Annotated in this window: 13 protein-coding genes; 4 read left to right on the top strand and 9 right to left on the bottom strand. The window is 72.9% G+C overall.

All coding sequences use genetic code 11. The annotated features are described in order from the left end of the window. Positions 1 to 239: 239 nt before the first annotated feature. The 3 genes from ACSURM_RS07730 (at position 240) to ACSURM_RS07720 (ending at position 3,227) form a co-directional block, all read left to right on the top strand. Positions 240 to 1,094, top strand: a complete 855-nt coding sequence (locus tag ACSURM_RS07730) for a methylenetetrahydrofolate reductase (protein WP_436954218.1) — start codon at positions 240 to 242, stop codon at positions 1,092 to 1,094. Positions 1,095 to 1,175: 81 nt separating this feature from the next. Next, the gene (locus ACSURM_RS07725; RefSeq protein ID WP_436954217.1) at positions 1,176 to 2,654 is read left to right on the top strand and encodes an AlkA N-terminal domain-containing protein; all 1,479 of its coding nucleotides are present in this window, start codon (positions 1,176 to 1,178) and stop codon (positions 2,652 to 2,654) included. A 90-nt stretch (positions 2,655 to 2,744) separates the two neighbouring features. Further along, a complete protein-coding gene (locus ACSURM_RS07720) occupies positions 2,745 to 3,227 on the top strand; it encodes a methylated-DNA--[protein]-cysteine S-methyltransferase (protein WP_436954216.1) in 483 nt (160 codons plus the stop codon). 15 nt (positions 3,228 to 3,242) lie between these two features. On the opposite strand, the gene ACSURM_RS07715 is transcribed toward ACSURM_RS07720, so the two are convergent. From ACSURM_RS07715 to ACSURM_RS07705, 3 genes are all read right to left on the bottom strand, one after another. Then, positions 3,243 to 3,992, bottom strand: coding sequence for an SIR2 family NAD-dependent protein deacylase (locus tag ACSURM_RS07715; protein ID WP_436954215.1), 750 nt, complete (start codon positions 3,990 to 3,992; stop codon positions 3,243 to 3,245). Between the two features lie 265 nt (positions 3,993 to 4,257). Beyond that, positions 4,258 to 4,752, bottom strand: coding sequence for an NUDIX domain-containing protein (locus ACSURM_RS07710; protein ID WP_436954214.1), 495 nt, complete (start codon positions 4,750 to 4,752; stop codon positions 4,258 to 4,260). A gap of 27 nt (positions 4,753 to 4,779) precedes the next feature. Further along, complete coding sequence (locus ACSURM_RS07705) at positions 4,780 to 5,853, bottom strand: ADP-ribosylglycohydrolase family protein (protein WP_436954213.1); 1,074 nt, start codon at positions 5,851 to 5,853, stop codon at positions 4,780 to 4,782. A 161-nt stretch (positions 5,854 to 6,014) separates the two neighbouring features. On the opposite strand from ACSURM_RS07705, the gene ACSURM_RS07700 reads away from it, so the two are divergent. After that, complete coding sequence (locus ACSURM_RS07700; protein WP_436954212.1) at positions 6,015 to 7,151, top strand: glycerate kinase; 1,137 nt, start codon at positions 6,015 to 6,017, stop codon at positions 7,149 to 7,151. Between the two features lie 455 nt (positions 7,152 to 7,606). Here the strand turns inward: ACSURM_RS07700 and pssA are convergent, their stop codons facing one another. The 6 genes from pssA to ACSURM_RS07670 form a co-directional block, all read right to left on the bottom strand. Then, positions 7,607 to 8,425, bottom strand: coding sequence for a CDP-diacylglycerol--serine O-phosphatidyltransferase (gene pssA / locus ACSURM_RS07695; protein WP_359045413.1), 819 nt, complete (start codon positions 8,423 to 8,425; stop codon positions 7,607 to 7,609). Between the two features lie 22 nt (positions 8,426 to 8,447). Next, positions 8,448 to 9,098: a phosphatidylserine decarboxylase gene (locus ACSURM_RS07690; protein WP_436954211.1), complete on the bottom strand. Its 651-nt coding sequence runs from the start codon at positions 9,096 to 9,098 to the stop codon at positions 8,448 to 8,450. A gap of 170 nt (positions 9,099 to 9,268) precedes the next feature. Next, positions 9,269 to 10,474 (bottom strand): acyl-CoA dehydrogenase family protein, encoded by a 1,206-nt coding sequence (locus ACSURM_RS07685; RefSeq protein WP_436954210.1) that lies wholly within the window; start codon positions 10,472 to 10,474, stop codon positions 9,269 to 9,271. A 3-nt stretch (positions 10,475 to 10,477) separates the two neighbouring features. Further along, entirely contained in the window at positions 10,478 to 10,990 is a 513-nt protein-coding gene (locus tag ACSURM_RS07680) for a MaoC family dehydratase (protein ID WP_359045411.1), read from the bottom strand. Between the two features lie 5 nt (positions 10,991 to 10,995). After that, positions 10,996 to 11,958: an HpcH/HpaI aldolase/citrate lyase family protein gene (locus ACSURM_RS07675; protein WP_436954209.1), complete on the bottom strand. Its 963-nt coding sequence runs from the start codon at positions 11,956 to 11,958 to the stop codon at positions 10,996 to 10,998. Next, complete coding sequence (locus ACSURM_RS07670) at positions 11,955 to 13,982, bottom strand: protein meaA (protein ID WP_436954207.1); 2,028 nt, start codon at positions 13,980 to 13,982, stop codon at positions 11,955 to 11,957. Before ACSURM_RS07670 ends, ACSURM_RS07675 begins: the two co-directional genes overlap by 4 nt. Positions 13,983 to 13,991: the final 9 nt, after the last annotated feature.

Genomic DNA, 13,991 nt, shown 5'->3' with positions numbered 1-13,991 from the left:
TGTGACGGGCCCACCCCTTCCGGCGTAGCCGGCCCGTCCGGGCGCCCGCCACCGGACGGGCACCCCGGCCCGTACCGCGCCCCCCGCCCGGCGGGCGCCGCGCGGCACCGGTCACCGGGTGGCCCGCGCCCTGCCCGCGGGCCCCGGCGGGCGGCGTGACATCATCGGCGGGACCCGCGCCACGGCCCGGCGAGCCGCGGGCCCGAGCCGTACGTCGTACGAGGAGCACGAGAACCACCATGAACCCCGCTCTGCTGGACGACTTCTCCCTGGAGATGACCGGCAAGGACGTGCCCCGGCTGGAAGAGGCGCGCGACGGCATCCCGCCGGGCACCCGGATCAACATCACCTTCCTGGCCGGCGAGGACACCGCGACCCGGCTCACGGCGGCCCGCGCGGTCAAGCGGCTCGGCTTCGTCCCCGTACCGCACGTCTCCGCCCGCCGCCTGCCCTCCCGGCCCGCGCTGGAGGAGTTCCTCGCCGGGCTGGCGGCCGACGGCACCGCCGACAACCTGTTCGTGGTCGGCGGCGACCCCGCCCGGCCCGAGGGCCCCTACGAGGACGCCCTCGCCGTCCTGCGCACCGGACTGCTGCGCCGCCACGGCGTCCGGCACGTCGGCATCGCCGGCTACCCCGAAGGCCACCCCGGCATCACCGACCGCGCCCTGTGGTCCGCCCTCACCGACAAGGCGGCCGCCCTCGACGCGGACCGGTTCGACGGCGACGTCATCACCCAGTTCGGCTTCGACGCGGACCCGGTCCTCGCCTGGCTGGAGGACCTGCGCGCCCGGGGCGTGCGCCTGCCCGTCCGGGTCGGCGTCCCCGGACCGGCCGGGGTGCGCCGGCTGCTGGGCTACGCCACCCGGTTCGGCGTCGGCACCAGCGCCTCCGTCGCCCGCAAGTACGGGTTCTCGCTGACCAACCTCATGGGCACCACCGGCCCGGACCGCTTCCTGCACGCGCTGGCCGACCGCTACGACCCCGGCCGGCACGGCGTGGTGAAGGTGCACTTCTACACCTTCGGCGGACTGCGCGCCACCGCCGAATGGGTCGACGGATTCCGGCGGCGGCACGCCCCCGCTCCCGCGCCGTGAATCGGTGAAGGCACCGGCCGGGCCAGGGTGATGTCGGATTCCCGCCAGCGGACGGGGCGGGCCGTGGCCGATGCTGGAGGCATGCGGACAGGCACTCATCTCGACCGGGACCACTGCGTGCGCGCGGTGCGCTCCAAGGACGCGCGATTCGACGGCTGGTTCTTCACGGCCGTCCTGACCACCCGGATCTACTGCCGCCCGAGCTGCCCGGTGGTGCCGCCCAAGCCGGAGAACATGACGTTCTACCCGAGTGCCGCCGCCTGCCAGCAGGCCGGGTTCCGGGCCTGCAAACGCTGCCGCCCCGACACCAGCCCCGGCTCCCCGGAGTGGAACCGGCGCGCCGACCTGGTCGCCCGCGCCATGCGGCTGATCGCCGACGGCGTCGTGGACCGCGAGGGCGTGCCCGGCCTCGCCGCCCGGCTCGGCTACAGCACCCGCCAGGTGGAGCGGCACCTGCTCGCCGAACTGGGCGCCGGCCCCCTCGCGCTCGCCCGCGCCCAGCGCGCCCAGACCGCCCGGCTGCTCATCGAGACCACCGCGCTGCCCATGTCGGAGATCGCCTTCGCGGCCGGTTACTCCTCCGTGCGCGCCTTCAACGACACCGTCCGCGAGGTCTTCGCCCTGTCCCCGAGCGAGCTGCGCGCCCGGGTGCCCGCGAGCGGCGCCGGCACCCCCGGCGTGCTCACCCTGCGGCTGCCGTTCCGCGCCCCGCTCAACCCGTCCAACCTCTTCGGTCACCTCGCCGCCACCGCCGTACCCGGCGTGGAGGAGTGGCGGGACGGCGCCTACCGCCGCACCCTGCGGCTGCCCTACGGCCACGGCATCGCCGCCCTCACCCCCGGCCCCGGCCACATCGCCTGCCGGCTCACCCTGAGCGACCTGCGCGACCTGCCTGTGGCCATCAGCCGCTGCCGCCGCCTGCTCGACCTGGACGCCGACCCGGTCGCCGTCGACGAGCGGCTGAGCGCCGACCCGCTGCTCGCCCCGCTGGTCGAGCGCGGCCCCGGCCGCCGGGTGCCGCGCACGGTGGACGAGGCCGAGTTCGCCGTCCGCGCCGTGCTCGGCCAGCAGGTGTCCACGGCCGCCGCCCGCACCCACGCGGCCCGCCTGGTCACCGCGCACGGCAAACCCCTGGACGACCCCGAGGGCGGCCTCACCCACCTCTTCCCCTCGGCCGAGGCGCTGGCCGCCGTGGACCCCGGGTCCCTGGCCATGCCCCGCGCCCGGCGCGCCACGCTCACCACCCTGGTCCGGCTGCTCGCCGACGGCGGGCTGCGCCTGGGCGTGGACACCGACTGGGCCGAGGCCCGCGCCCGGCTGCTCGCGCTGCCCGGCTTCGGGCCGTGGACGGCGGACGTCATCGCCATGCGCGCCCTCGGCGACCCCGACGCGTTCCTCCCCACCGACCTCGGCATCCGGCGTGCCGCCGGGGCACTGGGCCTGCCGTCCACCCCGGCCGCGCTCACCGCCCGCGCGGAGGGCTGGCGGCCCTGGCGGGCGTACGCGGTGCAGTACCTGTGGGCGACCGACAGCCATCCGATCAACTTCCTGCCCGCGTAAGGCTCCCGAGACCACCCCGAGACCAGGACCCGACACCCGCGCACCGACGCCCCGGCCCCGCGCCCGCGCATCCCGTACGAGGACCCCGCCATGAAGCAGCACACCGTCATCGACAGCCCCTACGGCCCGCTCACCCTCGTCGCCGACGACGGCGTGCTGTGCGGCCTGTACATGGCCGGCCAGCGCCACCGCCCGCCCGAGGAGACCTTCGGCACCCCCGACGACACCCCGTTCGCCGAGGCCGCGGAACAGCTCGCGGCCTACTTCGCGGGCGAGTTGAAGGAGTTCACCGTGGAACTGCGGCTGCACGGCACCCCGTTCCAGCGCCGGGTCTGGGAGGAGCTGACCCGCATCCCGTACGGCGAGACCCGCTCCTACGGCCGGCTCGCCGACGCTCTCGGCAATCCGAAGGCGTCCCGCGCGGTCGGCCTCGCCAACGGCAAGAACCCGGTCGGCATCATCGTGCCCTGCCACCGGGTGATCGGCGCGGGCGGCGACCTCACCGGCTACGGCGGCGGCCTGGACCGCAAGCGCCGCCTGCTGGACTTCGAACGCGGAGCGGCCCTGTTCTGACCGCCCGCCCGGGCCCTACGCGTCGCCCTGCGCGTCGCCCTGCGCCGCCAGCCGGGCCAGCAGGGCGGGCAGCGCGGTGCCGATCGGTTCGCGGATCACCTCGTCGGCCCGCTCGTCGTACGGTGTCGGCTCGGCGTTGACGACGACGAGCCGGGCGCCGTGGTCGACGGCGACCCCGGCCAGCCCGGCTGCGGGCTGCACCTGGAGGCTGCTGCCGACGGCGATGAACACCTGGCAGGCCTTGGCGATGGCCGCGGCCTCGCCGAGGACCACGGGATCCAGCCGCTCGCCGAACATCACGGTCGCCGGCTTCAGCACGCCGCCGCACTCCAGGCACGGCGGGTCCGGCTCGCCCGCCGCCACCCGGGCCAGCGCCTCCTCCATCGGCCCCCGGGCGTGGCACCGGGTGCAGACCACAGCGCGGGCGCTGCCGTGCAGTTCGAGGACCTTGCGGGCGGGCAGGCCGGCGAGCCGGTGCAGTCCGTCCACGTTCTGGGTGAGGACCCGGACCGGGATCCCGGACCGCTCCAGTTCGGCGACGGCCCGGTGCGCCGCGTTCGGCCGGGCCCCGAGCGCGCCGCTGTCGCGCCGCATCAGCCAGGACCGGCGCCGGATCTCCGGGTCCGCCATGTAGTACTCGTACGTGACCAGCTTCTCGGCCTCCGGATCGCGCCGCCACAGCCCGTTGGGCCCGCGGTAGTCGGGGATTCCGGAGTCGGTGGAGATACCGGCCCCGCTGAGCAGGGCGACGAGGGGCTTGGCCATGCCCCCGAGGGTAGGGGGCGGCCGCGGGCCGCCGCGAACGGATAAGCCGCCGATGGGCAAGGCGGGAGGCTCCCGGAACGCGGACCCGCGGTGCCGGCGTCCCCGCATGGCCAAGGTGACCGCCGCCCGGGACGAGGCGCCGCGCGAGGTGGACGCGCGGCCCCGCGACCAGGAGGGCCGACCGCCGGCCGGAGGGCCGACCGCCGACCAGGAGGGCCGACCGCCGACCAGGAGGGCTGGGCGTCTGCCGGGGGCCGGGTGCCGGTCAGGCCACCCGTCGGCCGTTCTCCAGCTCCGCCGTGCCGCCGCCCTCCGCCAGCACGTCCAGGGCGGCCAGCACCCGGCGGCCCAGCGGCTCGGGCAGATACGCCGTCAGGTCCTCGCGGGCGACCAGCCGCCAGGACAGCAGTTCCTCCTCCTGGAGCCGGATGGACCCCAGCTCGCCCTCGGTGAGCACACCGCCGTCGTACAGGTACGCCACCAGCGGCGGCCGGTCCGCGCCGTGCGCCCAGTCCACCGCGAGCAGCCGGCCCAGCGGGCGGTCCAGCCCGATCTCCTCCAGCGTCTCCCGGCGGGCGCCCTGGCGCGGTGTCTCCCCGGTGTCCGACTCGATGGTCCCGCCCGGCAGCGCCCAGCCCTCGCGGTAGTTGGGTTCCACGAGCAGCACCCGGCCCTCGGCGTCCCGGAAGAGCGCGGCGGCCCCGGCGAGCACCCGGGGCAGACCCGCGATGTACGCGGCGAAGTCAGCAGTGGTGGTCATCGGGACAGGGTATCCAGCAGGCCCGCCCTACGAACCCGTCGTCGCCAGGCGCAGGGTGCGTTCGGCCAGCGCACTGATCCGTACGCCGTCGAAGCCGAACACCGCGCTGCGCACCGTGTCCCGCAGCGGCTCCCGCCACTGGGCCGGGATCGCCCGCGCCCCGGCGCGCACCCCGGCCACCGAGCCGGCCGTGGCCCCGTTGGAGTCGGTGTCCAGGCCGCCGCGCACGGTCAGCGCGAGGGTCCGGGTGAAGTCGCCCTCGCCGTACAGCAGCCCGGCGGTGAGGACCGCGGCGTTGGGGACGGTGTGGATCCAGCCGAACCCGGCGGTCTCCTCGGCCAGCGTGGCCAGGGTCTGCTCCCAGGGCAGCCGGGCCTCGTGCAGGCTCGCGACCCGCCGTACCGTCCGGGCCAGGCGGCTGCCCGCCGGTACCACCGCCAAGGCGGTGTCCAGGGCGTCCCGGACGGTCGGGGCGGTGAAGGAGGCCGCGATCAGCGCGGCGGCCCACATGGCGCCGTAGACGCCGTTGCCGGTGTGCGAGAGCACCGCGTCCCGGCGGGCGAGCCGGGCGGCCCGGACGGGGTCGCCGGGGCAGGTCCAGCCGAAGACGTCGGCGCGGATCAGCGCGCCGATCCACTCCTGGTACGGGTTGTCGTACGTCGCCGACAGCGGCGGCCTCAGCCCGTTCGCCAGGTTCCGGTACGCGGCCCGCTCCGCCGTGAACGTCTGCAGGTACGGCAGCCTGAGCAGCCACAGGTCGCCGACCTGCTCGGTGCTGAAGCCGAACCCGTGGGTCTCCAGCAGGTGCAGGCCGAGGATCGCGTAGTCCACGTCGTCGTCCCGGCAGCTGCCGTCGATCCGGCCGCGCACGCAGCACCGCCACTCCGGGCGCAGCGCGGCGGCCTCGGCCGGGTCGGCCGGCTCGGGCAGGTAGTCGGTCAGCGGGAGGGCGGCGGCCCGGCGCAGATAGCGGTCGATCCGCTCGCGGGTCCACACCTCGCCCTGCTCGACCGGCTTGCCGAGCATGTTGCCCGCGATCCGGCCGAGCCAGCCGCCGTGCAGCCGGTCGGCGAGGTCCGGTGCGGTGCGCTGGGTGCTCATGACGGCGGGGTACCCACTTCCGCCCGCTCCGCGCCGCCTTCCAGGGTTCGGGCGGGGCATGACGGCGGGGGTGTCCTGCGGTTATCGTCACAGCGGCGCGACTGGCCCCGCCGTGCGCGGGGCCCGGAGAGCAAGGGGAAGACAAGGTGGCGGACGCTGCAGTGAACGAGACCCGTCGGGTGCTCATCGCCGCGGACAAGTTCAAGGGCTCGCTGACGGCCGTGCAGGTCGCCGAGCGGGTGACGGCCGGGCTGCGCCGGGTCGTGCCGGACCTGGCGGTGGAGGCGCTGCCCGTGGCCGACGGCGGCGACGGGACCGTGGACGCGGCGGTCGCGGCCGGCTTCGAACGGCGCGAGGTCCGGGTGGCCGGGCCGCTCGGCGAGGAGGTGACGGCCGCGTTCGCGCTGCGCGACGGCACCGCGGTCGTCGAGATGGCCGAGGCGAGCGGTCTGCAGCGGCTGCCGGCCGGGGTCTTCGCGCCCCTGACGGCCTCCACGTACGGCTCCGGGGAGCTGCTGCGGGCCGCGCTGGACGCGGGCGCGCGGACCATCGTGTTCGGCGTCGGCGGCAGCGCCACGACGGACGGCGGCGCGGGCATGCTGTCCGCGCTGGGCGCGCGGTTCCTCACCGAGGCGGGCGAGCCGGTGGCCCCGGGCGGCGGCGGCCTGGCCGCTCTGGCCCGCGCCGACCTCTCCGGGCTGGACCCGCGGCTTTCCTCGGTCGAGCTGGTGCTGGCCAGCGACGTCGACAACCCGCTGACCGGGCCGAAGGGCGCGCCCGCCGTCTACGGCCCGCAGAAGGGCGCCTCGCCGGAGGACGTGGAGACGCTGGACGCGGCGCTGGCCCACTTCGCGAAGGTGCTGGAGGCCGAGGCGGGCCCGCGGGCCGCCGAGTACGCGGCGTCCCCGGGCGCGGGCGCGGCGGGCGGCATCGGCTACGGCGCGCTGCTCCTGGGCGCCCGGTTCCGCGCCGGCATCGACGTCATGCTGGACGTCCTGGGCTTCGCGCCCGCCCTGGAGCGGGCCTCCCTGGTGATCACCGGCGAGGGTTCGCTGGACGAGCAGACGCTGCACGGGAAGGCGCCGGCCGGGGTGGCCGCGGCGGCGCGGGCCGCGGGCAAGCCGGTGGTGGCCGTCTGCGGACGGCTCGCCCTGCCTCAGGAGGCGCTGCGGCGGGCCGGTATCGCGGAGGCGTACCCCCTCACGTCGGTCGAGCCGGACGTGGCCAAGTGCATCGCGGACGCCGGGCCGATCCTGGAACAAGTCGCCGCCCGCCTGGCCGAGACCCACCTGACCTGATCCTCCGGCCTCGCCCACCCACCACCCGACTCGTCACACCGAGAGGTGACCACCCGGCTATGGCGGGCCGGTTCACTCCGGCTGAGGTTCGCTGGGGCCGGCCTCCTGGGGGCTGCGCCCCCAGACCCCCGGCCTTGCCCGCCCACCACCCGTCTCGGTAGGCCCAGAGGCGACCGACCGAGCCACGGTCCGATCCCTGGCCCCGGCCACGACCCGAGCCACTGGCCCCGCCGAGGCGGAAGCCTTCGCCCGGCCACAACCCGAGCCCTCGCACCGCGGTGGGACTCGGCGACCGCGATAGCCGCGCGGGTGCGTTTCGACTTACCGAGACGGGTGGGCGGGTGGGCAGAGCGGGGGTCTGGGGGCGGAGCCCCCAGGGCGGGCACGAGAGAGGGCCCCCTACCCAACCCGGGTAAGGGGCCCCTCGCCAAAGCGCCGCTACGGCAATCGCGCCGCTACGGCAGCTGCGCCGCCCGCGCCTCACGACGGTTGTCGCGGAAGTTGTTCACCCGCCGCGCCGTGGCGAACAGCGGGATCACCGCGCCCATCACCAGCTGCAGCGCGCAGCCCGTCTGGAGCAGCAGCTGGCCGCTCGGCGCGTCGAAGGCCCACGCGGCCAGCAGCCCCATCGACAGCACGATCCAGCTGAGCATCGCCCCGGCCAGCCGGCCCCGCGGCTTGGGGTACTCCACCCGGCTCACCATCAGCCACGCCGTCCCCAGGATCGCCAGCAGCGTCGCCACGAACGGCAGCTCCAGCAGCACGATCGACACGACGGTCAGCGCGCCGAACGGTGAGGGCATGCCCTGGAACACGCCGTCCTTCATCGTCACGCAGCTGAACCGGGCCAGTCTGAGCACCACGGCCAGCAGCACCACGATCGCGCCCACCGCCGCCACCCGCTGGTGCGCGTCGTCGGCGACCATGCCGTAGACGAGCACGAAGTACGCGGGCGCCAGGCCGAAGCTGATCAGGTCGGACAGGTTGTCCAGCTCCGCGCCCATCGGCGACGAGCGCAGCTTGCGCGCCACGAGGCCGTCGAACAGGTCGAAGACCGCCGCGCAGAGCATCAGGATGACCGCCGTGGCCGCGCTGTGGCGGGCCATGCCGGACTCCTGGCTGCCGGTGAGGTGCGGGATCAGGATGCCGGTGGTGGTGAAGTACACCGCCATGAAGCCGCACGTGGCGTTGCCCAGCGTGAGCGTGTCCGCTATCGACAGCCGCAGAGAGAGGGGCATCTCCTCCTCTTCGTCCACCTCGTCGGCCTCGGGCACCCAGCCCGCCTGGGTCTCCGGATCAATCACGGTCAATGCGAGTCACCCCAGCCACGGTCTTCTGTCCGACCTCGACCGCGACCTCCACGCCCTCGGGCAGGTAGAGATCGACACGCGAGCCGAAGCGGATCAGACCGATACGGTCGCCCTGCTCGACCTTCGTGCCCTCGGGGACGTAGGGCACGATGCGACGGGCCACCGCGCCGGCGATCTGGATCATCTCGATGTCGCCGAGTTCGGTGTCGAAATGCCAGACTACGCGCTCGTTGTTCTCGCTCTCCTTGTTGAAAGCCGGAACAAAGCCGCCGGGGATGTGCTCGACGGACGTCACCGTGCCCGCGAGGGGCGCCCGGTTGACGTGGACGTTGAGCGGGCTCATGAAGATCGCGACGCGGGTGCGTCCGTCCTTCCACGGCATGATGCTCTGCACCACGCCGTCGGCGGGCGAGATGACCCGGCCCTCGGCGATCTCGCGCTCGGGGTCGCGGAAGAACCACAGCATGCCCGCCGCGAGCGCGGTGGCGGGCACGGCGACGGCCCTGGCCGCGCCGGAGCGGCGGGCCCGGACCAGGCTGAGGGCTGCGGTGGCCACGGTCGGGAGGAGCCACGGCGATGCTCCGCGCGCGAGGCGTGCGCCTACCAGGCTGTCGCGGTGTGCAGAGGAGTGGGGCATGGATGACCTTCGTAGCGGATGATGCCGCGCTCTGACGGGGGACGGCGGCTTTCCCGGGATCGTACCGGGCGCGGCCCACAACTGGGCAAGCCAGGAAGCCGAGTCGGCGGCCGAAGAACGTCTACGGGGTGTGATCTTCTTCTCGAAGAAAACACCCCGTATCCGGACAATCAGCCCTGGAATCGATACTCTTCGAGCAGTCGGCGGCCGATGATCATTTTCTGGATCTCGGCGGTACCTTCACCGATGAGCAGCATCGGGGCCTCCCGGTACAGGCGCTCGATCTCGTACTCCTTGGAGAAGCCGTAGCCGCCGTGGATCCGGAAGGCGTCCTCCACGACCTCCTTGCAGTACTCGGAGGCCAGGTACTTCGCCATGCCGGCCTCCAGGTCGTTTCGCTCCCCGGAGTCCTTTTTGCGGGCCGCGTTGACCATCATCGCATGCGCCGCCTCGACCTTGGTGGCCATCTCCGCCAGCTTGAACTGGATGGCCTGATGGTGGGCGATCGGCTTGCCGAAAGTGTGACGTTGCTGGGCGTACCGGACACCCAGTTCGAAGGCGCGCTGGGCGACGCCGCAGCCGCGCGCCGCCACGTTGACCCGGCCGACCTCCACGCCGTCCATCATTTGGTAAAAACCCCGGCCGGTGACCCCGCCGAGCACCCGGTCGGCCGGAACACGCAGGCCGTCCATGATCATCTCGGTGGTGTCGACGCCCTTGTAGCCCATCTTCTCGATCTTGCCGGGGATGGTCAGGCCCGGACGGACCTCGCCGAAGCCCGGCTCCTTCTCGACCAGGAAGGTGGTCATCGACTTGTGCGGGGCGGTGCCCTCGGGGTGTCCTTCGTCACTGCGGACCAGTACGGCCACGAGCGAGGAGGTGCCGCCGTTCGTCAGCCACATCTTCTGGCCGTTCAGGATGTACTCGTCGCCGTCCCGGACCGCCTTGGACGTGATGGCCGACACATCCGAGCCGAGGCCCGGCTCCGACATCGAGAAGGCGCCCCGGATGTCGCCGGCCGCCATCCTCGGCAGGAAGTGCTCCTTCTGCTCCCGCGTCCCGTGCTGCTTGAGCATGTACGCGACGATGAAGTGGGTGTTGATGATGCCGGACACCGACATCCAGCCGCGGGCGATCTCCTCCACGCACAGCGCGTAGGTGAGCAGCGACTCGCCCAGCCCTCCGTACTCCTCGGGGATCATCAACCCGAACAGGCCGAGTTCCTTCAGGCCGTCCACGATCGCTTGCGGGTACTCGTCGCGGTGCTCCAACTCCGTCGCGACGGGGATGATCTCCTTGTCGACAAAGTCACGGACCGTCGAGAGGATCTCCTGCTGGACGTCGGTCAGACCGGCGGTCTGGGCGAGACGGGCCATCGCTTACTTCCCCTGTTCCTTCGGCTCGGGGCGGCCCGGCTGCTCGCCGCCGCGCTCCTTGACGTACGTCTCGGTGGGCACCATCACCTTGCGGCGGAAGACGCACACCAGGGTGCCGTCCTGCTTGTAGCCCCTGGTCTCGACGTGCACGATCCCGCGGTCGTCCTTCGACTTCGAGGGCCGCTTGTCCAGCACGGTCGTCTCGCCGTAGATCGTGTCGCCGTGGAAGGTCGGCGCCACGTGCCGGAGCGACTCGATCTCCAGGTTGGCGATGGCCTTGCCGGAGACGTCCGGGACGGACATGCCGAGCAGCAGGGAGTACACGTAGTTCCCGACCACCACGTTCTTGCCGAAGTCGGTCGTCTTCTCGGCGTAGTTGGCGTCCATGTGGAGCGGGTGGTGGTTCATGGTGAGCAGGCAGAACAGGTGGTCGTCGTACTCCGTGACCGTCTTGCCCGGCCAGTGCTTGTACACCGCGCCGACCTCGAACTCCTCGTAGGTGCGTCCGAACCGCATCGCGCTCACGCCTCCGGGATCTCGAACGTGCTGGTGCGCCGCATCCCCGCCGCGCGTCCCTTGCCCGCGACGACCAGGGCCATCTTGCGGCTGGCCTCGTCGATCATCTCGTCCCCGAGCATCGCGGAGCCCTTCTTGCCGCCCGCCTCGGAGGTGTAGTACTCGTACGCGTCCAGGATCAGCTCGGCGTGGTCGTAGTCCTCCTGGGAGGGCGAGAAGACCTCGTTGGCGGCGTCGACCTGGCCCGGGTGCAGCACCCACTTGCCGTCGAAGCCGAGGGCGGCGGCCCGGCCGGCCACCTCGCGGAAGCCGTCGACGTTGCGGATCTGGAGGTAGGGGCCGTCGATCGCCTGGAGGTCGTTGGCGCGGGCGGCCATCAGGATCTTCATCAGGATGTAGTGGTAGGCGTCCGCCGGGTAGCCGGGCGGCTGCTCGCCCACGACGAGCGACTTCATGTTGATCGACGCCATGAAGTCGGCGGGGCCGAAGATGATCGTCTCGAGCCGCGGCGAGGCCTGCGCGATCTCGTTGACGTTGTTCAGGCCGGCCGCGTTCTCGATCTGCGCCTCGATGCCGATCCGGCCGACCTCGAAGCCCATCGTCTTCTCGATCTGGGTCAGCAGCAGGTCCAGCGCCACGACCTGCTGGGCGTTCTGCACCTTGGGCAGCATGACGCAGTCGAGGTTGGGCCCGGCTCCCTCGACCACCGTGACGACGTCCCGGTAGGTCCACTCGGTCGTCCAGTCGTTGACCCGGACCACCCGGGTCTTGCCCGTCCAGTCGCCCTCGTTGAGGAACTTGACGATGGTGTGCCGCGCCTCGGGTTTGGCGAGCGGCGCGCACGCGTCCTCCAGGTCCAGGAAGACCTGGTCCGCCGGGAGGCCCTGTGCCTTCTCCAGGAAGCGCGGGTTGCTGCCGGGTACGGCCAGGCAGGAGCGCCGGGGACGAAGGCGGTTGACCGTTGTCATGCGGGGACCTCCAGGGGGTCGAGCTTGTTCGCTTTCCGGATCTCGTCCACGATGCGGCCGATGATCCCGGTGATGTCGAAGTCCTTCGGGGTGAACACCGCGGCCACTCCGGCGGCCCTGAGCTGTTCGGCGTCACCGCTGGGGATGATGCCACCCGCGATCACGGGTATATCTGTGGCACCGGCCACACGCAGCCGCTCGAGCACGTCCGGGACCAGCCGGGCGTGCGAGCCGGACAGGATCGACAGGCCGACCGCGTGGACGTCCTCGGCGAGGGCCGCGTCCACGATCTGCTCCGGGGTGAGCCGGATCCCCTGGTAGACCACCTCGAAGCCGGCGTCCCGGGCGCGCACGGCGATCTGCTCGGCGCCGTTGGAGTGCCCGTCCAGGCCGGGCTTGCCGACCAGGAACCGCAATTTCCCGACGCCCAGCTCACGGGCGGTGGCCTCGACCCGGGCGCGCACGTCGGCGAGCGCCGAACCGGCCTCGGCGGGGACGGCCACCGGAGCGGAGGAGACCCCGGTGGGCGCCCGGTACTCGCCGAACACCTCGCGCAGGGCGGCGGCCCACTCGCCGGTCGTCACCCCGGCGCGGGCGCACTCCAGGGTGGCCTCCATCAGGTTCTCGGTGCCCTTGGCGGCCTCCTTCAGCCGCTCCAGCGCCTTGCACGGGCGCGGGTGGTTGAACGGCGGCTGGTAGCGGGTGTCCCGCCAGTTCCGCAGGGCCTCGACGACCCGGGCCTCGTCCGCCGGGTCCACCGTCTGGATCGCGGTGTCCAGGTCGGCCGTGAGCGGGTTCGGCTCGGTGCCCTCGAAGACGTTGACGCCGACGATCTTCTCCTCGCCGGACTCGATCCGGGCCCGGCGCTCGGCGTGCGCGGCGACGAGCTGCGACTTCAGGTAGCCGGACTCCACGGCGGCCATGGCGCCGCCCATCTCCTGGATGCGGTCGATCTCGGCGAGGGCGTCCGCGACCAGCCGGTCCACCTTCGCCTCGATCACCTTCGAGCCCTCGAAGACGTCGTCGTACTCCAGCAGGTCGCTCTCGTAGGCGAGCACCTGCTGGATGCGCAGGCTCCACTGCTGGTCCCAGGGGCGGGGCAGGCCCAGGGCCTCGTTCCAGGCGGGCAGCTGCACGGCACGCGCGCGGGCGTCCTTCGACAGGGTCACCGCCAGCATCTCCAGCACGATCCGCTGGACGTTGTTCTCCGGCTGCGCCTCGGTCAGGCCGAGGGAGTTGACCTGGACGCCGTAGCGGAAGCGGCGCTGCTTGGGGTTCTCGATGCCGTACCGCTCGCGGGTGACCTTGTCCCAGATGCGGCCGAACGCCCGCATCTTGCACATCTCCTCGATGAAGCGGACGCCCGCGTTCACGAAGAAGGAGATCCGCGCGACCACGTCGCCCATGCGCTCCCGCGGCACCTGCCCGGAGTCGCGCACCGCGTCCAGGACGGCGATCGCGGTGGACATCGCGTACGCGATCTCCTGCACCGGCGTGGCTCCCGCCTCCTGGAGGTGGTAGCTGCAGATGTTGATCGGGTTCCACTTCGGGAGGTGGGAGACCGTGTACGCGATCATGTCCGTCGTCAGCCGGAGGGAGGGCCCCGGCGGGAACACATGGGTGCCCCGGGACAGGTACTCCTTGACGATGTCGTTCTGGGTGGTGCCCTGGAGCCGGGTGATGTCGGCGCCCTGCTCCTCGGCGACGACCTGGTAGAGCGCCAGCAGCCACATGGCCGTGGCGTTGATCGTCATCGAGGTGTTCATCTGCTCCAGCGGGATGTCCTGGAACAGCCGGCGCATGTCGCCCAGGTGCGCGACGGGCACGCCGACCCGGCCGACCTCGCCGCGGGCGAGGACGTGGTCGGGGTCGTAGCCGGTCTGGGTGGGCAGGTCGAACGCCACCGACAGACCGGTCTGGCCCTTGGCGAGATTGCGCCGGTACAGCTCGTTGGACGCCTGTGCCGTGGAGTGGCCGGCGTACGTGCGCATCAGCCACGGCCGGTCCTTCTGACGCTCAGTCATCTATGACCT

Source organism: Streptomyces sp. SudanB182_2057 (assembly GCF_964272715.1).
GTDB lineage: Bacteria > Actinomycetota > Actinomycetes > Streptomycetales > Streptomycetaceae > Streptomyces > Streptomyces rubradiris.
This window is presented reverse-complemented; position numbering and strand designations above follow the sequence as displayed.